This window comes from Pseudomonadota bacterium, from assembly GCA_027624955.1.
GTDB lineage: Bacteria > Pseudomonadota > Alphaproteobacteria > UBA828 > UBA828 > PTKB01.
The window spans coordinates 21,601-45,172 of record JAQBTG010000032.1 but is presented as its reverse complement, the minus strand read 5'-3'; the positions used below and the strand labels follow the sequence as shown (position 1 = coordinate 45,172).

The following is a 23,572-nucleotide window of genomic DNA, read 5'->3' as shown; positions in this document are numbered from 1 at the left end:
GCCATCGACTGGCGCGGGAATTTGAATCGGAAAATCCGCAACATCCGCTGCCCTGGATTCGCGAGCGCCAAATTTGGGGCCACGAAATCTATCCGAAGCTGGCAAAATGATGCGAGGTTTGGAAGCATTGACCAGGCGCAACGGGATTGCGCACTATGACCAAGCGCAATTGGTTTGCGCACTATATCGAAAGCATTGCTTAGAGAATTAGCAAACGCCCCACCACACAAGGCGCGCGTTCCGCTCATCCAAGAGACGCCGCGCCAGGGAGAATAAAATGGCCCGCGATCCGCGCTATGATGTGCTTTTTACGCCGCTCAAGATTGGTCCCAAAACAGCGAAAAATCGGTTCTTTCAAGTGCCCCATTGCAACGCCATGGGGTATACCGAGCATCATGGCGACATCGCCCATCGGCGCATGAAAGGCGAAGGCGGGTGGGCGGTTATCTCGACCGAGCAATGTTCCATCCACCCGAGCTCCTGTGCCGCGCCTTATGGGGAACGGCGCCTGTGGAACGAGGATCACGTGACCCAGTTGCGCGAATGGGCGGACGCCGTGCACGAATATGGCGCCCTAGCGGCGGTCGAACTTACACATAACGGTTCCGGCTTCTCCAACCGCAAGACCAAGGAATATCCGCTCAGCCCGTCGAGCAGTACGGTCCACTATAACTGGGACCCGATCCAGGGGCGCGAGATGGACAAGGCAGACATCCGAGAATTCCGTCGTTGGCAGGTAGACGCCTCCTTGCGCGCCGTCGAATGCGGCTTTGACATCGTCTATGTCTATGCTGGCCATAATATCGCCCTGCCGCAAAGTTTCCTGTCGCCGCATAGCAACCATCGCACGGATGAATATGGCGGCAGCGTCGAGAATCGCGCGCGCCTCATTGGCGAGCTGTTGGAGGACACTAAGGAAGCGGTCGGCGACAAGGCCGCCGTGGCGCTTCGCATCGCGGTCGACGAGATGCGCGGCGCAGATGGCATTCAATGGCAGGAAGAAGGCCAGGCGGTGGTCGAGATGTTTGCCGATCTTCCCGATCTCTGGGATGTGAACATCAGCGATTGGGCCGAAGATTCGGCGACCGCGCGCTTTAGCAAAGAAGGGTTTCAAGAGCCCTACATCGCCTTCGTCAAGCAAAAGACCGACAAACCTGTGGTGACTGTCGGGCGCTTCACGTCGCCAGACACCATGGTCTCGCAGATCGAGCGCGGCATCACAGATATGATTGGCGCGGCGCGGCCGTCCATCGCCGATCCGTTCCTGCCCAAGAAAATTGAGGAGGGGCGCAATGAAGATATTCGCGAATGCATCGGCTGCAATATTTGCGTGTCATCGGAGAATACATCCAGCCTGTTCCGCTGCACGCAAAACCCGACCGCGGGCGAGGAATGGCGACGCGGCTGGCACCCGGAAACCATCGCCAAGAAAGGCTCGGACAATGGCGTGCTGATCGTCGGTGCCGGTCCGGCCGGCCTTGAGTGCGCACGCGCGCTGGGCTTGCGTGGCTATACCGTGCATCTGGTGGATGCACGCGACGAAGTTGGCGGGCGGGTGACGTTTGAAAGCAGCCTTCCCGGCCTGTCCGAATGGGCCCGAGTGCGCGACTACCGCAAGGCTCAGCTCGCCAAGATGAAGAATGTCGAAGTGCACACGGGCACTGAACTTACGGCCCAAGATATTCTCGACTATGGCGCCGAGATTGTCGTCCTCGCCACCGGCGCAAGCTGGCGGCGGGACGGTGTTTCCTATAGCAACGCGCATGCGATTCCGGGAAGTGACGGCAGCCGGGTCTTTACCCCGGATGACATCATGAACGGCAAGAAGGTCGAAGGGCCGGTCATCGTGTTCGATGACGATCACTATTATATGGGCGGCGTGATCGCCGAAAAACTGCGCGCTGAAGGCCATGAGGTGACCATCGTAACGCCGCTGATGGAGCTTTCGCGGTGGACCGAATACACCCTTGAAATGGAGAAAATTCAGAGCAGGATTCTATCTCAGGGCATTCGGATGATTAAGGATCACAATATTGTTTCGATCGGCGATAACAGCATTGAAATCGCCAACGTCTATCATGGCGCGATCCGTGAGAATTTGAGCTATCAGTCGCTCGTCTTGGCGGCGTCGCGGCTGCCGAATGACGCGCTCTATAAGGAATTGTCGGCGAATCCAGAAAAATTGGAAGCGGCGGGTATCACCAAACTGACGCGTATCGGCGACGTCGTCGCGCCGAGCACGATCCAGTTCGCCGTCTTTGAAGGCCATCGCTACGCCCAGGAGCTCGACGCCGCAGCGGCCGGCGACGTGCCCTACAAGCTCGAACAAGTCCGCCTCGAAAGCGCTGCGGCGGAGTAAGGTCAGGGGCGCTTGGCGCGGGTCAGGCGCCCCAAACTTCTTTCAGCACTCGAAGCCAGTTCTCGCCCATAATTTTTCGCACTTTCACCTCGGGCCAACCCTGGCGCAACATTGCGTTCGTTAGGTTGGGGTAATCGCCGATGGTGCGCATGCCGAGCGGATTGACGATCTCACCAAAGACGGTTAGCTCGCGGCCGTCGCCCTTGTCGTGCATGAGCGAGTCGAAAAACGCCTGGTCCTGATCCTGGGTGAAATCGGTGCCGAAGCCGACGCAGTCTTCACCGACCAGATTAATCACGTAGTCCATCGCCTCGACATAATCGTCGACCGTTGAATCAGTGCCGCGCCGGAGAAATGATGGAAACATAGTGACGCCGATAAAGCCGCCGCGATCGGAGATGAACTGCAACTGCTCATCCGATTTGTTGCGTTGGTGCTCCTTCAGGCCGGACGGCAAGCAATGGGAATAGGCCACCGGTTTTTTGGAATGGCGGATAGCTTCGTCACTGGTTTTGGGTCCGACATGGGATAGGTCGACAAGGATGCCGAGGCGGTTCATTTCATCGACGACATCGCGGCCAAAATCCGACAACCCGCTATCGACGCTTTCATAACATCCGGAGCCGACAAAATTCTGCGTGTTGTAGGTGAGCTGCATGACGTTGACGCCGAGCTGCTTGAAGACCGCCAGATATTCGATGCGATCCTCGATCCCGCTGGTGTTCTGCCAGCCGAGAATGATGCCGGTCTTAGCCTCTTGCTTGGCGCGGGTGATGTCTTCGGTGGTTCTGACCTGTAGAATCAGATCGTCATGGGCCGTGAACATGCGCATCCATTCGGCGACATTGTCGAGCGACCCGCGGATGCCTTCCCAGACGGAGCAGGTGCAATTGGCCGCCGTGAGCCCACCCTTGCGCATATCTACAAATACGTTCCGGCTCCATTTTGAAATCACCAGGCCATCGATTATCAACGCGTCATCGTGCAGATCCTTATTCGTCACCGCGGTTACCGTCATGGCCTATATCCTTTCGGCACTGTCTTTAATTCGATGGCTCGCGCGCGCTTGGTCACATGCTCCTAGGACGCCCCTTGGCCGAGCGCTGTCGCATTCACCAAGGCCGCCATGTTGCCGTAGGGGTGACGATTCTCATGCATGAGCTGATGAGCTTTGCCGATTTCGTCGAAGGTGAATGTTTGCGAGAGACAAGGGTCAACTTTGCCGTCGATGACGAGCTGGTTCACTGCTTTCGCCTGCGGGTCATTCGATAGATGGCTGCCCTGGAAGCGTTTTTGGCGCATCCAGTGATAGCGCAGGTCCAGCGTTACATTGTAGCCGCTGGTGCCGGCGCAAATGACGATCATGCCGCCGGTGCCGCAAAGAAAACCCGAGGTTGGTAGGGTCGCTTCGCCGGAATGTTCAAACACAATGCTCGGACTCACTTTGCCGCCGGCAGCTTCCCAAAACGCCTTGCCGAATTCACGCGCGCCTTTGAACCACACCCCCCATTCCGGGCTGTTGGTGTCAGGCATCGTTCCCCAATGGGAGAAGTCATTGCGATTGATGACGCCGACGGCGCCATGGTCGAGGCAGAATTGCCGCTTGGCGTCATCGGAGACAACGGCGACTGGTTTGCCGCCATGCGCTGCGACAATTTGCAGCGCCATGCTGCCCAGCCCACCTGCGGCGCCCCACACCAGGACATAATCATCTTTCTCGACGATGTTCGGCTGCCACCCCATGAGCATGCGGTAGGCCGTTGAGGCGCACAGCAAGTAGCTGCCTGCCGCTTCCCAGGTCAGATGTTTCGGTTTCGGTTGGCATTGATGGGATTGGGCGCGGGCGAACTGACAGTAACTGCCGTAATTGGTCTGATAGCCCCAAATACGCGTGCTCTCGGCGAGCATCGGATCTTTGCCCGACAGCACCCAAGGATCATCCGGCTCCCACCATCCACTATGCACGACAACTTCATCGCCGGGTTTTACATTTGTGACTTGCTCGCCAATTGCCCAGACAATGCCTGAACAATCGCTGCCGCCGGCGTGAAAGTCTTCCGGCTCGCCCTTCTTCTGGCGGTCAGCGATGACATCGACCGGTTTGCCAAGCGCGGCCCACACATTGTTGTAATTGATTCCCGTCGCCATGACGTAAACCAGTACATCCAAAGGCCCGATCTCGGGCGTGTCGATAATCTCACGCTGCCACGCGTCTTCAGGTTCGCCGAACCGATCTTGGCGAACAACGAAGGCATGCATTTTTTTCGGAATTTCAGTTAGCGGCGGATGATCGCCGAGGTCACACAGTTCCATGGGTCCCCAATAGCTCCTTAGTGTTCAAATAATATTTGTTGTGGCGTGCAAGACTCAACAGCGCCCGGCTTCAGAATATCGATTTTCGTCGGATCGGGCGGGATATCCAAAACGATTGGCTCATATTGAGGGCTCCGCTTCAAGATTCGTCAGCATATATCGGCAATTTATATTTCAAGTTTAGCCACGGCAAACGGGCACTCCTGAGACGCCGACGGCGAACAAATGCGACCTGGGTGGAATCTCGGTGCTCGGGAAATCTCCAGGTAATTATTCACGCATTCGGTTATTGTCGGCTTGATGCCCGTTTCTAGTGGGCTCCACTTTAAGAAGGAATTGAATAAATGCTGGATTACACAGCGCTCAAAGACAAAGGCGCACTTGAGCCATGGCCATCATTGGAAGATTTGCCGTTCGTCAATGAGATCAAAGGAAATCCAGTGCATTCTGGGCGTTTTGATGTCGGTGGGTTCGGTAAGCGGACGATGGTCGGCGTCTGGGAATGCACGCCGGGCAGTTTCGAATATACCTATCCGGGCGACGAAATATGCACCCTGCTCGCCGGTAAGATCCGGCTCAAAGACGAAGATGGCAACATGCATGAATATATAGCCGACGATACTTTTTATACCCGCAAGGGGGAAGTCGCCGAGTGGGAAGTCGTGGAGACAATTCGCAAGATCTTCTTCATTCACGACCCCGACGCAGAGCAGCTTGCTGCCTAGACATTTGATCGACATGTTCGGATACGAGCCCTATCGGTGCCGTCAACGCGTCATGGACGCGTCTTTGCGCTAGGCAAACGTCTATCCACATTCAGGAGCTGGGCGATGGAGTCAGAGCAAGCTGCACAGCGTACTGAAAGTTACTGTGCGATGTGCTGGTCAAGTTGCGGCTGTATTACCGTTGTAAAAAATGAACGGTTGATCGCGGTCGAACCCAATCCTTCGCATCCCACCGGAAGAGCACTCTGCGCCAAAGGGCGAGCCGCGCCGGAATATGTCTATAGCGACGATCGTCTGTTATATCCGGTAAAGCGCACACGCCCGAAAGGCGATCCCGACCCGGGCTGGCAGCGGATCAGCTGGGATGAAGCCCTCAGTACGACCGCCAAGGCGCTCAAACTCTTGGCTAAAAAAAACGGTAGTGAATCAGTCGCCTTTAACATTACGACCGCTGCCGGCACCTCGATGCAGGACGGTTATTCTTGGGTCGAACGTCTGAGACAAGCGTTTGGCAGCCCCAATGTGGTTGCCTCTATCGAGCTCTGCGGTTTCACCAGAGATTACGTTTACCCCCACACGTTCGGTGTGAGTATGCCGATGCCGGACCTGGAACATACCGGCTGCATCGTCTTGTGGGGCCATAATCCAAGCTCGACTTGGCTGCCACACGCGACGCGCGTGGCCGATGCCAAAGCGCGCGGCGCCAAGCTCGTGGTTATCGATCCACGCCGCGTCGGCTTCGCATCTAAGGCCGATCAATGGTTACGCGTGCGCCCCGGCAGCGACGGCGCACTGGCGCTAGGCATTGCCGCAGTAATGGTCGACGAAGGCCTGTTCGACCGCGCATTTGTGCGCGATTGGACCAACGGGCCGTTTCTCGTGCGCCAAGACACCGGCCATTTTCTGACCGGCGCGGATCTGAGCGGCGTCGGAAAATCGACCGACCATGTGGCCTGGGACAAGGCAGGCGGTGAACCTGTGCTCTACGATGTCGCGACTGGCAGCTATGAGCGCGCCGGCGCCGACCTCGCACTGACGGGCCAATTTGAGGTAGCCGGTACGCACGGCACAATTCATTGTCGCCCCGCCTTCGACCTTTGTCATGATTTGTGCCGGCGCTATTCGCCGGAGCGTGTTGAAGAACTCACCTGGGTTCCGGCGCACCAGGTGCGCGAAACAGCACGACTGATGGACAACTCCGGCCCGGTCTCTATTTACACCTGGTCCGGTATTGAGCAGCACAGCAATTCGGGCCAGAACAGCCGGGCGATCGCGCTGCTTTATGCTCTCACCGGCAGCTTCGACGCCGAGGGCGGCAATGTCCTTTTTGACTTGGTGCCGGTCAATGACGTGAGCGGCGCCGGATTGATGTCGAGGAACCAGCGGCAAAAGACACTCGGTCTCGACGTGCGGCCGCTTGGACCGGAAGGCATCAACGGGTGGATCACATCAGACGCGCTTTACACCGCGATTCTCGATCAGGAGCCTTATGCGGTAAAGGGCTTGGCAAGTTTCGGCTTAAACATATTGATGTCACATTCGGATGGTGCGCGCGGCGCTAAGGCGCTCGACGCGCTTGAATTCATGGTGCATGCGGACATTTTTATGTCGCCGACAGCGACGCACGCCGACATCGTCTTGCCGGTCAATACGCCGTGGGAGCGCGAGGGCCTGCGAACAGATTTCACGGTTAGCCAAGAGGCTTCCAGCTACGTCCAGATGCGCTCCGCTGCGGTCGAATCGAGAGGCGAATCCCGATCGGATGCATGGATCGCCTTCGCTCTCGCCGAGCAGATGGGGTTTTCCAAATTGTTTTGGGACGGCGACATCGATGCCGGTTACCGTGAGATGCTTGCGCCGAGCGGCGTCGAGCTCGAAAATCTGCGCGAGAATCCCGGCGGCGTGCGTGTTCCGCTGCAAACTCGCTACCGCAAATATGCCGGCACCGGCCGCAACGATGCGCCCGGGTTCAACACCCCGAGCAAAAAGGTCGAGATTTATTCCGAGGTGTTGTTGCGCCACGGATACTCAGCGCTGCCCGAATTTGTCGAACCCGGCATGGGCGCGGTAGGGCGGCCCAATCTGGTTGAGGAATTTCCACTGATTCTCACTTCGGTAAAATCGCCGCAATATCTTGGCAGCCAAGGCCGTGCGATTCCGGCCCTACGCCGAATTGAACCCGACCCCCGGGTGGAGCTTCATCCGAATACTGCCAAAGCCAGAGGTATTCAGAACGGTGACTGGGTGTCGCTTTTGACGCCGCATGGTCAGCTCCGCCTTAAAGCTCATTTTTCGGCTAATTTGCATCCCAAGGTCGTAGTTGCCACGCATGGCTGGTGGCAATCGAACAGCGCGCTTTCGCTTCCCGGCTATGAGGCGATCGATGGCGACGGTGCAAATTTGAACGCAGTTTTTGCCAACGAGACCATCGATCCGATGAGTGGCGCGGCGCCGCACAAATCCTACGCCTGTCAGATCGTAAGGCATGGCGAGTCACTCAAGCCAAATCCGGTATTTAAAAAGAAGCCGACCACCAAAGCAAAACAGGCGGCGGCAAATGCCGACAAACCCCGGGCTCGTTAGGCGTCTCCGGGCGGAGGGGCTAAAGTGCCACCATTCCCGCCCCGGCTCATTTTCTGTAACAGAAAGCCATTCGCTCGTTCTTTTAAACCGGGCTCGCAACACCGGCAGCGGTGAAAAGGGCTGAACCACCATCAGCGGTCGGCTACAGTGGAATTGCCTGGAAGACGGGCCGGAAGCGAATTCATCTCGGAGGTAAAATCATGGCGTTGACGCTTGAAGAAGCCAACCGCATTGGTGCCGGCGCGCTGGCCAAGGCGAAAGAACTCAATATCAAGATAAGCGTGGCGATTTGCGATGCCGGCGGCCGCCTTGTCGCTTTTCAACCTATGGATAACTCCATGTGGGCCAGCGTGTACGGGAGTCAGGGCAAGGCGATAGCTTCGGCATCGTTTGGCATGGCGAGTGGCGGTCTCACCGAGCGCGCCGACCACCCGACGTTTCGCGGCATTGTCGCGGCCGAAGGCGGACACATGATCATGGGTCGGGGAGCGCTGCCGATTGTTCGCGACGGGGCCGTCGAAGGCGCGTGCGGCGTTGGCGGTGGCACCGGCGAGGAAGACGAAATCTGTGCGCGCGCTGGCGTTGATCTGCTCTAGCGCCGACCCGTTTTGTCCCACACCCTTCACCTGATTTCTATAGATCGTTGCGCCTGACAGGAGCTCTGCCAATGACAAAATTACCGGTATTCCCTTGCCGTCATCAGGCGAACGGATTGGCCTTGAAGAATGCTGCATTTGGCGGGCGGGCGGCGGAGATTCTCGGCGCCGAGGCGTTTGCCGAGGCGAAGGGCGAAATTACCGTTTGGCCCGGCTATGCGCCGACACCATTGCTGCGGCTTAACGGCCTGGCGAGCGCGCTTGGCCTCGGCACACTGCATTACAAGGACGAGGGCCAGCGTTTCGGTTTGAAGAGCTTCAAGGCGCTGGGCGGCGCCTATGCGGTGCTCAAGGTTTTGCGTCGCGAATTGGCCGAACGAAATATCCGCATCGCCGGCGTTACCGAGCTGTTGTCGGCGGATCATCAATCGGTGACGTCTGGCATTACCGTCTGCTGTGCCACCGACGGCAATCATGGCCGCTCCGTTGCGTGGGCGGCGCAGATGTTCGGCTGTGGTAGCGTGGTCTACCTGCATGAAGGTGTGAGCGAGGGGCGGGCGAATGAAATAGCCGCCTATGGCGCGCGAATCCGGAGGGTTTCCGGCAGTTACGACGATTCGGTCGAGGTCGCCGCCACTGAAGCCAGCGAACAGGGCTGGTTCGTCGTCTCCGACACCTCCTGGGAGGGCTATGAGGAAGTGCCGGCCTGGGTAATGCAAGGCTATATGGTGATGGCGGAAGAGATCGCCGGGCAATGGCCGGGAGGATTGGAATCACATGACAGCGTGCCGAGCCATCTTTTCATTCAAGGTGGCGTTGGTGGCTTGGCAGCCGGAGTGGCCGGTCAATTCTGGCGCCTGCTCGGCGCGGCGCGGCCGCGCACGGTGGTGGTCGAGCCGGAGCGCGCGGATTGTATCGCGCGTACCATGCGGGCCGGTGAACCGACAATGGTGCCGGGCGATGTCGAGACCTTTATGGCTTGTCTGGCCGGGGCGAATATATCGCCGTTGGCGTGGCAGATATTGCGCGACTGCGCTGACGAAGCGCTCATTGTTCCGGATATCGCAGCAGAAGAGACCATGCGCATCCTGGCGGTAGGAGTCGGCGGCGACCGCCCGATCGTGGCCGGCGAATCGGGTTGCGCCGCGACCGCAGCACTGATTTCAGCGTGCGGCAACGACACCATGCGCAAGACCCTTGGGCTTGACGAAAGTTCGCGCGTCCTCGTGATTGGCAGCGAGGGTGCCACGGACCCCGAAATCTATCGCCAGGTGGTCGGGCGGACGCCCGACCAGGTCGCCGGCGCAAACTGATTAGAGCGCGGCGGTGGTGATGCGAGGCTGGCAGCCGAGCTCCTGGGCGAGCGTGCGGAAGCGGCTCTGCACCACGTCTCCGACCAGCACATCGGCATGGTCGGGCAGCTCCAGCATTAGCCTGTCGCCATCGCGCCGGAGAGCTGTTTGTTCGAGCAGCGATATGACGCCGCCAGAAAAGGTATAGGCCAAGCGCATGGCAAGGCCAGCGGCCTTCGCGCGGCTCGATTCCACGTCGCCGAGCAGGCCATGCAGGAAGTCCGCGCGGAGTTTTTCGCTCACTTTGGCATGGCGCGAGGCGACAGCCAGCGCCATGTAGGCGCGGCCCGGGTGATCGATGCCAATCAACGGATAGCGCAGAATTCGCAGCAGCGCATGTTCGGCCCGGTAATCGGGATGCTCCGACCATTCGAGATCGGCCAACAGACAGGCGGCGCGGCGCAGGCGCGCCTGGTCCTGAGTTTCATCCGCAAATGCCGGAGACATCCAGCGGAACAGCGCATCGCCGTCGGCGGTGGCGCGGCCGGTCATCTCGGCCAGATTTCGGCACGCGGCGATGAGCGGGTCCTTCGCCTTCAAGGAATCGGGCAGGCGGTCGAAAATCAACCCTTCGCGCACGCCATAGGCCGAAAACAGCACGCTTGAGACACCGGAGTTCTCGATCAGTCGTTTCAGCAGCATATTGGCGAATGGAATGGACGCTGCCCGCGCTTCCTCGAGGCCGGCAAATCCCGACAGGGCGTGCGGCGTCAGTAAGGCGATTCGCCCAGCGAATTCGAGCGCCGATTTGGCCGTGATCTCGTAGTGATGGGTGATACTTAGTGGATAATCGACCCGGCGCATATGCATGCGTGCCCAGCTCCGCCATGCCCCGCCGACCGCATAGAACGTACCGCCGCGCGCTGATTGCAACCACCCCATACGGGCGAGATGGTGTTCAATGTCGTCGCGATCGCCGCCCTTTGGATTGGCCTTGTCTGGACCGCAAACCATGCGCAGCGGGCCGATCGGCAACGTCGCTTGCCGTAGGTTTTCGCCGCCCTGGAGATGCGCGATTTCCAGGCTGGCGCCGCCGAGATCGCCCATGATGCCGCTCGCGTGCGGTATTTCCGCGAGCACGCCGAGCGCCGAAAGGCGGGCTTCTTCCTCGCCACTGATAATGCGCACGCGAATACCGCAATCACGCTCAACCGCCGCGACGAAGTCCCGCCCGTCGCGAGCCTCGCGCACCGCTGCGGTGGCGATGGCGTTGATATCCGTCACGCCCATGGCGGCAGTTAGCGCGGAGAAGCGGCGCACGCTGTCATGCGCCTGCTTGGCGCCCTCGGGATTGAGACGGCCCGTTGAATCGAGGCCCCGGCCGAGGCCGCACAGGACCTTTTCGTTGAATATCGGGATCGGCGCGCGCTTGGCCGCGTCATAGACCACCAGGCGAACTGAATTAGAGCCAATATCGATAACGGCAACCGGCGATTTGGTGTCCGAACCCTGGACCCAAGAGGCCGGCGCGATAGCGCTCAATTTACGCAACGCTGGCTGCTGCGGGTTATGAAAATGGTAACATAAATCATGGCTTCGAAGCCCGCTTGGCACTTGATCGCGAGCGGAGTTTAGTAGCCCTGAGCCGATTGGCAACAGAATTGCATTGCCGCTGGCGGCTATGCTCATATCGACCCAGCCGATATCGTTCGGCCATTTTATAGAACATGCCCACAAGATCGGAACGCCTGACCATGACTGCCGAAATCAACCATAGCGTCGCCCAACTGGCGGAAAGCCAGATTCGTCAGATCATGGAGCTTGGTCACAAAATGGAAGATGTGATTGGACTATGGTTTGGCGAGGGAGACGAACCAACACCGGATTTTATTAAGCAAGCGGCGGTGCAAGCGCTAGCCGACGATAAGACCTTCTATGTGCCGAATAGTGGCGTGCCAGAATTACGCCAGGCGATTGCAGATTATATGAGCGGCCTGTATCGGCGCCCGGTGGCGATCGATCGCATTACCGCCACGACGTCCGGCATGCACGGCATCATGCTAGCCTATCAGACGATTCTCGATCCCGGCGACACGGTGGTCATTATCGGGCCGATTTGGCCCAACGCTGTACACGCGGCCGAAGTGTTGAGCGCCAAGGTCCGCGTCGTGCCGCTGCGCGAAGTGGCCGGCGAATGGACGATCGATTTGGATGAGCTGTTCGATGCACTCGGCAGGGGCGTCAAAGCGCTTTTTATCAATTCACCCAACAATCCGACTGGATGGATGGCGGAGCGCGCGGACCTAGAAGCAATTTTCGCTTTCTGCCGCACCCGTGGTATCTGGATGGTGTGTGACGATGTCTATGCCCGTCTGGTTTATGACGGGCGCACCCTGGCGCCGTCTATCGCCGAGTTGGCCGAACCGGACGACCGCGTAATCATCATCAACAGTTTTTCAAAAAACTGGAACATGACGGGATGGCGGCTGGGATGGATCACCGCGCCGCCAGATCTATTGCTCACTTTGGCAAAATTGACGGAGTACAACATCGCCGGGCCAGCCACTTTCGTGCAGCATGCCGGCATCGTCGCGCTGCGCGACGGTGAAGCGCATGTCGCGCGATCGCGCGCCGCCTTCGAGGAACGGCGCGATCTCGTCTATCGCCGCTTGTCGTCTCTCAACCGCATCGGCATGGTTAAACCGAAGGGCGCGTTCTACGCTTTTTTCTCGGTCGAGGGGGAAACCAACAGCCTCGCATTTGCCAAGCGACTATTAGACGATGCCGGCGTCGGCTTGGCGCCGGGAACGTCCTTTGGAGACGTTGGAGAAGGTTATTTACGCCTGTGTTTTGCCGCACGCCCCGCGTTGCTCAACCGGGCCATGGACCGCCTGGAGCGGGTACTCGGCTAGCGCCGCGGGCACCGCCCCGGATAGGAGAGGAACAACATGAACGAACATCAGCAACCCTCGATGCATGAACTGGCGGACCGCCTTTTCACCGAAAACAAAACGCGGACGCCGTTTCGCCCGATCCGCGACGCCTTGCGGCCGGCAACCATGGCAGCCGGATATCAAGTGCAGGACCTGTTGAATGCGCGCTATACCGAGGACGGACGCGGCTCAATCGCCGGCTATAAGGTGGGCTTAACCTCCGAGAAAATCCGCGAATTGTGCGGCGTGCACGAGCCGATCGCCGGCACGATCTTTCAATCCACCGTGCACCGTTCTCCGGCAACTTTGAATTTGGCCGATTTCATGCATCTCGGCATCGAATTCGAGCTTGCGGTCGAAATCGCCAAGGATGTGCCGCTCGATGCGCTGCCGCTCGACGCAGAATCCGTACGTAGCTATGTGGCGGCTTGCGTGCCGGCTTTCGAATTGATCGAGGACCGCAACGCGGACTATAGCGAGTTGGATGCGCTCTCGATTATGGTCGACAACAGCTGGTGCGGCGGCATTGTGCTCGGCCAAGCGGTCGGGGATTGGCGGGCGTTGGACTTCAAAACCAACTCGGTGGCGATGTATTTGAACGATGCGTTCGTTGAGAGCGGAGTGACCGGCGACGCCATGGGTCATCCCTTCGAATCCGTGGCTTGGCTGGCCGGTCTATTGGCCGGGCAGGGCAAGCAGCTCCGCGCCGGCATGATTGTCATGACTGGCTCCACGTTGGCCACGCGGTTCTCTGAGGCTGGCGAAGAGTTCCGCTATGAAATTGAGGGTTTGGGGAGCGTTAGCGCGGCTCTGTCGTAGCGTCGCCTAGCGGTAAAATTGTGCGTTGAGCGGGTGAGGGGAATCGAACCCCCGTCACAAGCTTGGGAAGCTTACGCTCTACCATTGAGCTACACCCGCATGCAGCACAACGATAGTGAAGTTTCCCCCCTCGAAGCAAGCGGCGTCTCTGCTGCCGCCGGACACCGAGAATTGAACTGCCTTGATTTTGCAGGTAGCTCTATGGACACCATTCTGGGGCAAGCGGCCGATTCGGCGGCACTAATCAAATCTGATCGAAAGTTCGATGCATCAGCCTGAACCGTCCGATAGCCTGACTCTGGATCCGCGAAAATTCAGAAACCCCAAGCGTACCGCCGATGGTCAAGAGCGCGCCGAGGTGGCGTTCAAACGCCTGCGCACCTTGTGGTTCAACACTGGCACGCTGTGCAACATTACCTGCGAAAATTGTTATATCGAATCGAGCCCGCGCAACGACCGCCTGGCGTATTTGACTCGCGCCGACCTGCATAAATTTTTAGACGAGTTGGACGGTCCAGCATGGGACGCCGAGGAGATTGGCTTCACCGGCGGCGAGCCTTTCATGAACCCAGAGATTCTTGATCTTTTGGGCGACAGCCTGGCACGCGGCCATCGCGTTCTGGTCCTGACCAATGCCATGCGCCCCCTGCTGCGGCATAAACAAGGCTTGCTCGACCTCAAGGCCGAATACGGCGCAAATCTCGTCTTACGTATCTCGATCGATCATTATGGCGAAACGCTGCACGATGTGGAGCGCGGCGCCGGCTCGTGGCAACGTATGATGGAAGGTTTTCTCTGGTTGGCGCGATCGGGATTTTCCTTGAGTGTGGCGGGCCGTACCCTTTGGCACCAGAGCGAGGCTGAACTGCGCGCCGGCTATGCGACGTTATTCGTCGAGCATGGCGTCGCCCTTGATGCGGAAGATGCGGAAAGCTTGGTGCTGTTCCCCGAAATGGATGCCGGGCGCGACGTGGCCGAGATTACCAGCGCCTGTTGGGGCATATTGGGTGTAGATGAGGCTGGCATGATGTGCGCGACATCGCGCATGGTGGTGCGGCGCAAGGGCGCGGCGCAGGCGGCTGTGGTTGCGTGCACGCTGTTGCCCTACGCACCAGAATTCGAACTTGGCAAGACGCTGGCGGCGGCAACACAGCGTCCGGTAAGCCTCAACCATCCACATTGCGCCAGGTTTTGCGTCCTCGGCGGTGGTGCTTGCAGCGCCACAGTAGGAGACGGTTAGGGCGCCGCCCCTTGACGGCGCGCGCAATACGTGGTTTTCAACCTTTTACGACCGTGGCGATTTGAGCCGACCGGCTTGCGGCCACGTTAAACATCCCGCTAAAAGGTCGAAGCCAGTATGAGCCCTGACCTTGACCCGTCGGGGTTTTTTATTGGAGGTGCTGCAAGATGGCGAAGCCTACAGATACTCAAGAAATTCAAGAAGAACAGTGGCGCCCGGCGACCCGCATGGTACGCGGCGGCACGCGGCGTACGGAGCATGGCGAGACCAGCGAGGCCATATTTATGACCTCGGGCTATGTTTATGACGACGCGGGACAGGCCGAGGCGCGCTTCAAAGGCAACGCGCCGGGCTTCGTCTATTCGCGCTTTGGAAATCCCACAGTCGCCATGTTTGAGCGCCGCCTCGCCCTGATCGAGGGTGCCGAGGCATGTAAGGCGACCAGCACGGGGATGGCGGCCGTGTTTGCCTCCCTTATGGCGCAATTGCGGGCCGGCGATCACATCGTTTCGTCGCGCGCCTTGTTCGGCTCCTGTCTCTACATCGTGAGTGAATTGTTGCCGCGCTATGGCATCGAGGTGACGCTGGTCGATGGCACGGATCTGGATCAATGGCGCGCCGCATTTCGCCCAGACACGCGTTGCGTCTTTCTAGAATCGCCGTCAAATCCTGGGCTCGAGATTATCGATCTCAAAGCGGTTTCGGAGATGGCGCATCAAGTTGGCGCGCGACTTGTCGTGGATAATGTGTTCGCCACGCCCCTGTTGCAGCCCGCCCTGCAGCTCGGCGCCGATATCGTGGTGTATTCGGCAACCAAACATATTGACGGGCAGGGCCGCTGTTTAGGCGGCGCGATCCTCTCCAGCCAAGCCTTCGTCGATGAGGAGTTGCTGCCTTTCATACGCCATACGGGCCCCTCTCTAAGTCCATTCAACGCCTGGGTTTTGCTGAAAGGCCTGGAAACACTGGAACTGAGGGTGGAGCGCATGTGCGCCAACGCCCTCAAAGTTGCAACTTTCCTCGAGGGCCGGAGCGGGGTCGCGCGGGTGCTCTATCCCGGGCTTGCGAGCCATCCGCAATATTCGCTCGCAAAACGCCAGATGAGCGCTGGAGGGACAATTGTCAGTTTCGACGTGGCCGGTGGCAAAAATGCGGCCTTTGCCGTTCTCGACCGGCTCCGACTGATCGATATTTCCAATAATCTTGGAGATTCGAAAAGCCTGATTACCCATCCAGCGACGACCACCCACCAGCGTTTGCCACCCGAGGACCGGGCGACGCTCGGGATTGGCGATGGCTTGGTGCGTCTTTCCGTCGGGCTAGAGGATGTCGAAGACATCAAAATCGATCTTGCTCAGGCTCTGGACGTTCTGAGCAGCTAGCAGGCGGCGGTGGCCCGGTACTGGACAAACTGGGCGCGTACCACAATATTAAACCGGCGCACGGCCGGAGAAGCGCATATCATAGGGGCCGGCGCATAGTGGGCGACATCATGTATCAGAAAATGACAAATTCGGTTGAAATCACGGTTCGACCTTTTTACTTGGACGAGCAGTCAGAGCCGGACAATAATCACTATGTTTGGGGCTATCATGTGACGATTCACAATCACAGCCCCCTGACAGTGCAACTGTTGAACCGCTATTGGCGCATTACCGACGGAATAGGCCAGGTGCAGGAAGTGCGCGGCCCCGGGGTGGTTGGCGAACAACCGGTCCTGGCGCCGGGAGAAAGTTTTGAATATACCAGCGGTTGTCCGCTATCGACGTCGTCCGGCATTATGGTCGGCTTTTATGAAATGGAAGTGGACGGCGGCGAGCGTTTTGAAGCTATGATTCCGACTTTTTCGCTGGATGACCCTAATCAGCAAGTGAGACTCAATTGAAGTCCGTTAAAAGTCGCGCCGCTGTGAGTTGCAAGGGCGTGAATTAGGCGATAGACATTGCCCGCGTCCCCGCCGCCCTAGGCAGGACTGGCGTTATACCCCACAATTTATTTGCCTATAGGAGTGGTGTCTTGAGCAAACACGTAACAAATGATTCCAGCTCGGCGGGCTCTTCCGCCCCTATCGATCAACGACCCACTAGAGATGAGGCGTGCGCCGCCGTGCGGACTCTGATCCAGTGGGCCGGAGACGACCCTGACCGCGAGGGCTTGTTGGAAACGCCCGACCGAGTCGTTCGTTCCTATGAAGAATTTTATTCTGGGTATGGCCAGGATCCGATGGAAATCTTGAAGAAGACCTTCGAGGAGACCAACGGGTACGACGAAATGGTGGTGCTCAAGGATATTGAAATCAGCTCCCATTGTGAGCATCACATGGCGCCCATTATCGGCCGTGTGCATATTGGCTATTTGCCTGATAAGAGCGTCGTCGGCATCAGCAAACTGGCCCGTATCGTGGATGTTTACGCCCGGCGTTTACAGATCCAGGAAAAAATGACTGCGCAAATCGCAGACGCGCTGGATGAAGTGATCCATCCGCGCGGAGTCGGCGTCGTGGTCGAGGCGGCGCATCACTGCATGACGACACGCGGCATCCAGAAACGAGGCGTTATGATGGTGACGAGCCGCATGCTCGGATCGTTTCGTTCCGATCCGAAGACCCGGCGCGAATTCCTCGCCTTCATCGGACATGCGCTCGGAAAGGCCTCCAGCTAACGATCTTCGTCCGCCAGGTAGGCGATTGCCCGAACCACGCATAAGTTTCCTTCCGCTTACGCTGGAGCATTTGCTGAATGGGCTCGGTTAAAGATTTTCGCCCCATATTCTTTGTAATTGGGGTTCTGCTGACGACGGTCGCGCTGGCTATGTTGTTGCCTGCGATCGCTGACGCTATCGCTGGCAATCGGGACTGGCGGGTTTTTCTTGCCGCCGCCATGTTCACGCTGTTCATCGGCGTCGCCATGGCCTTGGTCAACCGTACCGGCGAAGCGAATTTGAGCGTCAAGCAGGCGTTCATCCTCACCACGTTCAGCTGGATAATCATTTCGGCCTTCGCCGCGCTGCCCTTCGTCTTTTCCGATTTGGGCCTGAGTTACGGCGACGCTTATTTTGAGGCGATGTCCGGCCTGACAACCACCGGCTCGACCGTCATCATTGGGCTCGATGATGCACCGCCGGGAATCCTATTGTGGCGCGCGCTCCTCCAATGGTTGGGAGGTATCGGCATCATCGTTACGGCGATCGCAATTTTGCCGATGCTCAATGTGGGCGGTATGCAATTGTTCCGCGCTGAATCCTCTGACCAGTCGGAGCGGGTGCTGCCGCGCACGGCGCAGCTCGCCGGAGCCATTTTCTCGGTGTATCTGGTACTGACCGTGATCAATTCGCTAGCCTACTGGCTGGCCGGTATGACCGCGTTCCAGGCGATCTGCCACGGCATGACCACCATCGCCACCGGCGGCTATTCAACGTCAGATCGCTCCCTGGGATTGTTCGACAGTCCGACGATCGAAGCCATTGCCATCGTCTTCATGATATTGGGCTCGTTGCCGTTTGTGCTCTATCTGCAAGCCGTGCGTGGCGGCGCCAAGCGCTTGTGGCGTGATACGCAGGTGCGGTGGTTTATGGGAATCCTACTGGTCGCGCTGTTGGCGCTTTCGGGCTGGCTCTGGCTGTCAAGCGGCATGGCAGTGGACGATGCGGTGCGTTATGCCGCCTTCAATGCCGTTTCGATTTTAACCGGAACCGGCTATTCCTCGGCCGATTTCGGCAGTTGGGGCAGTTTCGCTTTGCCGGCCTTTACCGTGCTGATGTTTATCGGCGGCTGTACCGGCGGGACCACTGGCGGCATCAAGGTGTTTCGCTTCCAGGTGCTTTACGCAACCGCGCGGGTGCAAATCAATCAATTGATCCAGCCGCATGGCGTTTTTCCCATGAAGTATAACCATCGGCCCATTCCGGAAACTGTGCCGGGCGCCGTGATGGGATTCTTTTTTCTTTTCGTTGTCAGCTTCGCCGTATTGGCCATGGCGCTTTCGCTGATGGGGCTCGATTACATTACCAGCATTTCCGGCGCTGCCACGGCGCTCGCCAATGTTGGACCCGGGCTCGGTCCCGTCATCGGCCCAACAGGCACATTTCAATCCCTGCCCGAAGCGGCCAAATGGTTGCTGTCCTTCGCCATGTTGTTGGGACGCCTGGAGCTGTTTACGGTTTTGATTTTGATTGTGCCGAGATTCTGGCGCGACTAGGACAACTAAGAGCCGGATTTCCCCTGCCGCGCCGCGCCGAATGACCAGTAACGGACAAACAGGGCGGTAATGTCGCCCTGCACGGCCAACAGCACCGGCACCAGAATCAGCACGATCACCGTCGAGCCTAACAAGCCGAATACGATGGTCACGGCCATAGGTTTGAGAAACTGGGCTTGAAGGCTGGTTTCGAACAACAGCGGCAACAGTCCGAACATTGTCGTAACCGACGTCAAAATAACCGCGCGCAGCCTGTCGCGCGCGCCACCGACAAGGGCTTCCGTGAGGGATTCGCCGTTGCCGGTGCGGGTTTGAATGGCGCGTACCAGAATAATCGAATCATTTACGACGATTCCCGACAGGCCGAGCAGGGCGACCAAGCTGAGAACAGAGACGTCATAGCCGAGCACAAGATGCCCGATTATCGCGCCGATGATACCAAAGGGGATCACCGCCATGACAAATAGCGGGCGGATATAACTTGAGAATATCGCCGCCAAAATCATGTAAATCGATATCAATGCGATCAGCGCGCCGAGTTTCATATCGCCTAGGGTACGCTGTTGCTCTTCCGCCTTGCCGCGAAACTCGGCGTTCGCGCCGTACTGCCGCATCAGCGCATGTAATCCTTCCTGTTCCAGGGCCTGGATTACCGCGTCGCTGGTGTTTAGGCGCTCGTCGACCTCCGCCGTGATGCTCGCGGTTCTGAGGCCGTCCTCACGGCGGATACGGGCAAATCCGGTTTTTTCACGGAATGCGACCACTTCGGAGAGCGGCACTTGCTGGCCGCCTGGACTTAACAGATAGAGACCTCGCAAATCCGCTTCGCTCAAGGATTCGCGGTCATAAAGTACCCGCACCGTAATTTCCTCGTCGCCGCGGGCGAAGCGCTTGGCGATCGCACCTTCAAATGCATTGCGCACTTGGCGCCCAACGCTTTCGGTGTTGAAGCCGAGCGCACGGCCACGCGGCGTCACCTCGATTATTGCCTCTTGTTTGCCGTAAGGCAGGTCATCATTCACGTCGCTCACGCCGGGAAAGCGTTCGAGAAGGGCGCGCGCTTCGAGCGCCGCCGCCTTGAGATCATCCAGCGATTGACCGCTGAGGCGGAGCTCGATTTCCCGCCCCGGCGGGCCGGATTGCTCCTCGATCACGGTAAAGTTCTCGACGCCGGCCATCAGGCGGGTTTCATCGCGCCAGGTGTTGAGTAGTTCTTGGGTGCGCACCGCGCGGCTATCCGAGGGCACAAGCTCGACCCGCATGCCGACAATGTGATCGCCGCTGCCTAGAAAGAAGCCGTCGGAGCGCCCGACCGGTTTTCCGAGCTGCCCTATACTGACGACGATAAGCTCGCCTTTGCCGCCGGTAAGCGTCTGCTCGCTGGCCCGGAGCGCGCGTTCGAGCTCTTGCAACATGGCAAAACTGGTTTCGCGCTTGGTCCCTTCAACAAATGCGACGTTGGCATAAACCGTATCGGACTCTGGGGAGGGGAAAAAGACGAAGCCGATCCGCCCGCCGGCCATGAGGCCGAACACCAACACCAACAGGGCGACGCCGAAGCTAAGCGAGAGGTAGCGCCAGGCCACGCAAGTCCGAACGAAGCGTTCAAAGTGGCCATCGCGAAACGCCTCGAAGCGCGGATTGAACCAGCGCGCGAAGCGATTTTCGTGCCGCGGATCGTGGCGCAGTGCCCCGCGAAGGTGTCCGGGCAGGATGAAAAAACATTCGATCAAGCTGGCAATCAGGACCGCGATGATGACCATCGGAATCGCAAAGATGATTTGGCCGATGATATCGGACACCAAAAATAACGGAAGAAAGGCCGCGAGGGTGGTCAACGTGGCCGCGATCACCGGCGCCAGCATGTGCTTGGCACCGATTTCGGCGGCTCGCGTGGGCGAATCGCCGGCCGCGCGCCGGGTCACCGAATGTTCGCCGACGACAATCGCATCGTCGACGATGATGCCGATGGCCATAATCATGGCGAACAAAGAGACCATATTGATTGACTGGCCCATCAGCGCCATCGCCGCCAGAGTTGCCAACATGGCGACGGGAATGCCCACGGCCACCCAAAATGCGACGCGCCCGCTCAGAAAGACAAACAAGACCGCAACGACCAACAACAACCCGCTGGCGCCGTTTTTGAGCAACAGATTGATGCGGTCGTTAATCGCCTCCGCCACATCATTATATTGCTCGAGCTTCAAATTGGGCGGCAGGGTCGGCCGGATTTCGCGCACATACTCATCGAGAAACGTCGCTTGCTCCAAGGCGTCGGAGGCAGGTGCGCGTTGGACCTGAAGCTCTATGGCGGCCTCTCCGCCACGGAAGACAAGCGGATCGTCCTTATTGAAGCGATTCGTGATGTGGGCGATCTCACGTAGATAAATCTTTTCCCCATTGTCGAGCGCCCGCACCTCGATGTGCCCTAGGGCCTCAGCGGTTTTCGCCAGGCCGAGACTGCGGATTTGCTTATCGGTGCCGCTCGGGACAATGCCGGAGGGCAAGTCGAGCGAACTTTGGCGAATGCTGGCTGCGATGTCCGCCACTTCGAGATCCAGCTGGCGCATGGTTCGCGGTTGCAATTCCGCCCATATCTCTTCGCGCCTGGCGCCGGCCAGTTCAACCCGATCAACTCCTTTTGCCAACAGGCCCTCACGGATGTCCTTGGCGAGCGATTTGAGCGAACTCTCGGGATAGGGGCCTGACAGCACTATCCGGCCGATGGGTTCATTGCTAAATACCCGCTGAATAACTGGCTTCTCGCTGTCTTCCGGCAGGGTGGTAATTTGCGCGATTTCCGATTCCACGTCACCCAGAGCCGCTTGAAGATCGGTGCTTTGTTGAAACTGGATGGCGACCAGGCCGATCCCTTCTGACGACATCGAAGAAACGCGATAAACATTATCGAGAAAGCGCACCTTCGGTTCGATTGCACCGATGATGTTGGCGTCGATGTCCTCGGCGCTGGCGCCGGGCCATTCGACGCTCACGGTGACCCAGTCGACGGTGAATTTTGGAAAAAACTGGGTGTTCAATTGGCCGAGAGAAAACAGGCCTATGACGATTAGAAACACCATCAAAAGGTTGGCGGCCGTGCGATGGCGCAAGAAAACGCCGATCAAATCACGCCGCGGCGATTTCATCTGGCCGCGACTTTCACTCCCGGGCCGATGCCGGGGAAGCGCGTGGTCGCAACGATTTCGCCATGCACGAGTTCGCCGCGCACCAGAACATCGTTGCCGATGCGCGCCGCCAACTCAACCAAGCGCGTCTGCAAGCGCCCGTCGACGACCACGTAAATTCTTTCATCTGCGTGCAGGGCGCTTTCCGGCAGGCGGACGACTTGGCGATAGAGACGGTCGCTAAGATACACTTCGACGAACGCGCCGGGGCGGAGCGATGTGCGCGCTTCTGTCATGTCAATTCGGGCATACGCCTGGACGCCGCCGCTTGCCGCATTGATTTCTGCGCCGACGCGGGCGATTTCAGCGTCATATTGAAACATCTCGGTTCCGACCCGCCACACCACGCGCGCCGCGCGTTTCAGCAAGCCCTCCGGCGCGTTGATGAGGCGGCCAAACTCATCGTCGCTGAGATGAAACTTGGCTTCGAGTTGGCCTAGGTCGATCAACCGCGCCACCTGCCCGTTGACCGGGAGGCTCTTGCCGATGGCGGCGCCGGTTTCGGTCAAATAGCCGTCGAAGGGCGCCAGTAAGCGTGTGTTGCGCAGGTCGCGCCGCGCCCGTTTTAGAGCCACTTCGGCTTGCGCGATCACCGCCTGCTGGCGTTCCGCACTGGCGCGTAGCATTTGCAGATTGCGTTCGCTCAGGGCGACGGTTCGCGCCCGCTCGTTGCGCGCGAGTCGGGCATCGTCTAATGCTTTTTCGGAAATGACCTTGTCCTTGGCCAGCACTTCGCGGCGCTGTAACTCGCGCTCGGCAATTTCGAGCTGTTCCCGGTCATAGGTGATATTGCTCAATTCGGCGTCGATTTGCGCCCTAATTTCAGTCAATCGGGCGCCGACTTCCATGACCTGGGCCTCTCCCGAAGCCACCGCGGCATCAAATTCGAAGGGGTCGATCTGGGCCAGAAGATCGCCCTTGCGAACCCATCCACCATCGACAAAATTCTCGCCTACAGCGACAATTTGGCCGGCGACGAGCGCTCGCATTTCGACATCACGCTGGGCGACGATTTCGCCGTAAGCCCGCAATTCGGGCCGGCGGTCGGCGACTGCCGCGGCGGTAGTGGAAATTAACCAAACGCGTTCTACGGGTGCTTCGGGCCCGAGTTGCGGCTTTGTTGCTTGTAGATATCCAGCGACGGCCACGGCGCCAACGAGCACAAGAAGCGGAAGCGCAATTTTCAGGATTTGTTGGCGGCGGGCCAAAACGCAAGCTTTTCAGTTATTTCGAGGCTGCTTCTGCCCACGCTATATGGGGTATCGGCGATGTTAATGCAATGTTCCGCCAGGTGAAACTGCTAGGCCAAAGCCGTTCTTGAATTGTCG

Annotated in this window: 17 protein-coding genes, 1 tRNA gene and 1 riboswitch; of the genes, 12 read left to right on the top strand and 6 right to left on the bottom strand. The window is 58.6% G+C overall.

The genetic code is table 11. The features are described 5' to 3' along the window. Positions 1 to 277: 277 nt before the first annotated feature. A complete protein-coding gene (locus O3A94_12720) occupies positions 278 to 2,359 on the top strand; it encodes an FAD-dependent oxidoreductase (GenBank protein ID MDA1357114.1) in 2,082 nt (693 codons plus the stop codon). Between the two features lie 22 nt (positions 2,360 to 2,381). Here the strand turns inward: O3A94_12720 and O3A94_12715 are convergent, their stop codons facing one another. Next, positions 2,382 to 3,362, bottom strand: coding sequence for a dipeptidase (locus tag O3A94_12715; protein MDA1357113.1), 981 nt, complete (start codon positions 3,360 to 3,362; stop codon positions 2,382 to 2,384). Positions 3,363 to 3,439: 77 nt separating this feature from the next. Beyond that, positions 3,440 to 4,672, bottom strand: a complete 1,233-nt coding sequence (gene ccrA / locus O3A94_12710; protein ID MDA1357112.1) for a crotonyl-CoA carboxylase/reductase — start codon at positions 4,670 to 4,672, stop codon at positions 3,440 to 3,442. A 344-nt stretch (positions 4,673 to 5,016) separates the two neighbouring features. Here ccrA and O3A94_12705 point away from each other — a divergent pair, with 344 nt between their 5' ends. The 4 genes from O3A94_12705 to O3A94_12690 all read left to right on the top strand — a co-directional run bounded on the left by O3A94_12705 (position 5,017) and on the right by O3A94_12690 (position 9,889). Further along, complete coding sequence (locus O3A94_12705; protein MDA1357111.1) at positions 5,017 to 5,397, top strand: cupin domain-containing protein; 381 nt, start codon at positions 5,017 to 5,019, stop codon at positions 5,395 to 5,397. Positions 5,398 to 5,502: 105 nt separating this feature from the next. Beyond that, the gene (locus tag O3A94_12700) at positions 5,503 to 7,980 is read left to right on the top strand and encodes a molybdopterin-dependent oxidoreductase (protein MDA1357110.1); all 2,478 of its coding nucleotides are present in this window, start codon (positions 5,503 to 5,505) and stop codon (positions 7,978 to 7,980) included. A gap of 200 nt (positions 7,981 to 8,180) precedes the next feature. Then, a complete protein-coding gene (locus O3A94_12695; GenBank protein MDA1357109.1) occupies positions 8,181 to 8,576 on the top strand; it encodes a heme-binding protein in 396 nt (131 codons plus the stop codon). A 71-nt stretch (positions 8,577 to 8,647) separates the two neighbouring features. Continuing rightward, positions 8,648 to 9,889, top strand: a complete 1,242-nt coding sequence (locus O3A94_12690) for a diaminopropionate ammonia-lyase (protein MDA1357108.1) — start codon at positions 8,648 to 8,650, stop codon at positions 9,887 to 9,889. Here the strand turns inward: O3A94_12690 and O3A94_12685 are convergent, their stop codons facing one another. Beyond that, a complete protein-coding gene (locus O3A94_12685; protein MDA1357107.1) occupies positions 9,890 to 11,419 on the bottom strand; it encodes a Ppx/GppA family phosphatase in 1,530 nt (509 codons plus the stop codon). A gap of 203 nt (positions 11,420 to 11,622) precedes the next feature. Here O3A94_12685 and O3A94_12680 point away from each other — a divergent pair, with 203 nt between their 5' ends. Next, positions 11,623 to 12,780 (top strand): pyridoxal phosphate-dependent aminotransferase, encoded by a 1,158-nt coding sequence (locus O3A94_12680; GenBank protein ID MDA1357106.1) that lies wholly within the window; start codon positions 11,623 to 11,625, stop codon positions 12,778 to 12,780. Positions 12,781 to 12,816: 36 nt separating this feature from the next. Further along, on the top strand, positions 12,817 to 13,620 hold the full coding sequence (locus tag O3A94_12675; protein MDA1357105.1) for a fumarylacetoacetate hydrolase family protein: 804 nt from the start codon (positions 12,817 to 12,819) through the stop codon (positions 13,618 to 13,620). Between the two features lie 28 nt (positions 13,621 to 13,648). On the opposite strand, the gene O3A94_12670 is transcribed toward O3A94_12675, so the two are convergent. Beyond that, positions 13,649 to 13,719 (bottom strand) — tRNA-Gly (locus tag O3A94_12670). 166 nt (positions 13,720 to 13,885) lie between these two features. Here O3A94_12670 and O3A94_12665 point away from each other — a divergent pair. The 5 genes from O3A94_12665 to O3A94_12645 all read left to right on the top strand — a co-directional run bounded on the left by O3A94_12665 (position 13,886) and on the right by O3A94_12645 (position 19,056). After that, complete coding sequence (locus O3A94_12665; protein ID MDA1357104.1) at positions 13,886 to 14,860, top strand: radical SAM protein; 975 nt, start codon at positions 13,886 to 13,888, stop codon at positions 14,858 to 14,860. A 43-nt stretch (positions 14,861 to 14,903) separates the two neighbouring features. After that, a riboswitch (SAM riboswitch) is annotated at positions 14,904 to 14,982 on the top strand. 45 nt (positions 14,983 to 15,027) lie between these two features. Further along, positions 15,028 to 16,242: an O-succinylhomoserine sulfhydrylase gene (gene metZ, locus O3A94_12660; protein ID MDA1357103.1), complete on the top strand. Its 1,215-nt coding sequence runs from the start codon at positions 15,028 to 15,030 to the stop codon at positions 16,240 to 16,242. 110 nt (positions 16,243 to 16,352) lie between these two features. After that, entirely contained in the window at positions 16,353 to 16,745 is a 393-nt protein-coding gene (gene apaG, locus O3A94_12655) for a Co2+/Mg2+ efflux protein ApaG (GenBank protein ID MDA1357102.1), read from the top strand. 131 nt (positions 16,746 to 16,876) lie between these two features. Next, positions 16,877 to 17,521 (top strand): GTP cyclohydrolase I FolE, encoded by a 645-nt coding sequence (folE, locus tag O3A94_12650; protein MDA1357101.1) that lies wholly within the window; start codon positions 16,877 to 16,879, stop codon positions 17,519 to 17,521. 77 nt (positions 17,522 to 17,598) lie between these two features. Then, positions 17,599 to 19,056 (top strand): TrkH family potassium uptake protein, encoded by a 1,458-nt coding sequence (locus O3A94_12645; GenBank protein MDA1357100.1) that lies wholly within the window; start codon positions 17,599 to 17,601, stop codon positions 19,054 to 19,056. A gap of 5 nt (positions 19,057 to 19,061) precedes the next feature. Here the strand turns inward: O3A94_12645 and O3A94_12640 are convergent, their stop codons facing one another. Then, positions 19,062 to 22,205, bottom strand: coding sequence for an efflux RND transporter permease subunit (locus tag O3A94_12640; GenBank protein ID MDA1357099.1), 3,144 nt, complete (start codon positions 22,203 to 22,205; stop codon positions 19,062 to 19,064). Further along, the gene (locus O3A94_12635) at positions 22,202 to 23,452 is read right to left on the bottom strand and encodes an efflux RND transporter periplasmic adaptor subunit (GenBank protein ID MDA1357098.1); all 1,251 of its coding nucleotides are present in this window, start codon (positions 23,450 to 23,452) and stop codon (positions 22,202 to 22,204) included. Before O3A94_12635 ends, O3A94_12640 begins: the two co-directional genes overlap by 4 nt. Positions 23,453 to 23,572 lie beyond the last annotated feature (120 nt).

Bases quoted from the DNA above. Each gene is read 5' to 3' on its own strand.
- O3A94_12720 (MDA1357114.1), top strand. From the start codon at position 278: ATGGCCCGCGATCCGCGCTATGATGTGCTTTTTACGCCGCTCAAGATT.
- ccrA (MDA1357112.1), bottom strand. From the start codon at position 4,672: ATGGAACTGTGTGACCTCGGCGATCATCCGCCGCTAACTGAAATTCCG.
- O3A94_12705 (MDA1357111.1), top strand. From the start codon at position 5,017: ATGCTGGATTACACAGCGCTCAAAGACAAAGGCGCACTTGAGCCATGG.
- O3A94_12700 (MDA1357110.1), top strand. From the start codon at position 5,503: ATGGAGTCAGAGCAAGCTGCACAGCGTACTGAAAGTTACTGTGCGATG.
- O3A94_12695 (MDA1357109.1), top strand. From the start codon at position 8,181: ATGGCGTTGACGCTTGAAGAAGCCAACCGCATTGGTGCCGGCGCGCTG.
- O3A94_12690 (MDA1357108.1), top strand. From the start codon at position 8,648: ATGACAAAATTACCGGTATTCCCTTGCCGTCATCAGGCGAACGGATTG.
- O3A94_12680 (MDA1357106.1), top strand. From the start codon at position 11,623: ATGACTGCCGAAATCAACCATAGCGTCGCCCAACTGGCGGAAAGCCAG.
- O3A94_12675 (MDA1357105.1), top strand. From the start codon at position 12,817: ATGAACGAACATCAGCAACCCTCGATGCATGAACTGGCGGACCGCCTT.
- O3A94_12665 (MDA1357104.1), top strand. From the start codon at position 13,886: ATGCATCAGCCTGAACCGTCCGATAGCCTGACTCTGGATCCGCGAAAA.
- metZ (MDA1357103.1), top strand. From the start codon at position 15,028: ATGGCGAAGCCTACAGATACTCAAGAAATTCAAGAAGAACAGTGGCGC.
- apaG (MDA1357102.1), top strand. From the start codon at position 16,353: ATGTATCAGAAAATGACAAATTCGGTTGAAATCACGGTTCGACCTTTT.
- O3A94_12645 (MDA1357100.1), top strand. From the start codon at position 17,599: ATGGGCTCGGTTAAAGATTTTCGCCCCATATTCTTTGTAATTGGGGTT.
- O3A94_12640 (MDA1357099.1), bottom strand. From the start codon at position 22,205: ATGAAATCGCCGCGGCGTGATTTGATCGGCGTTTTCTTGCGCCATCGC.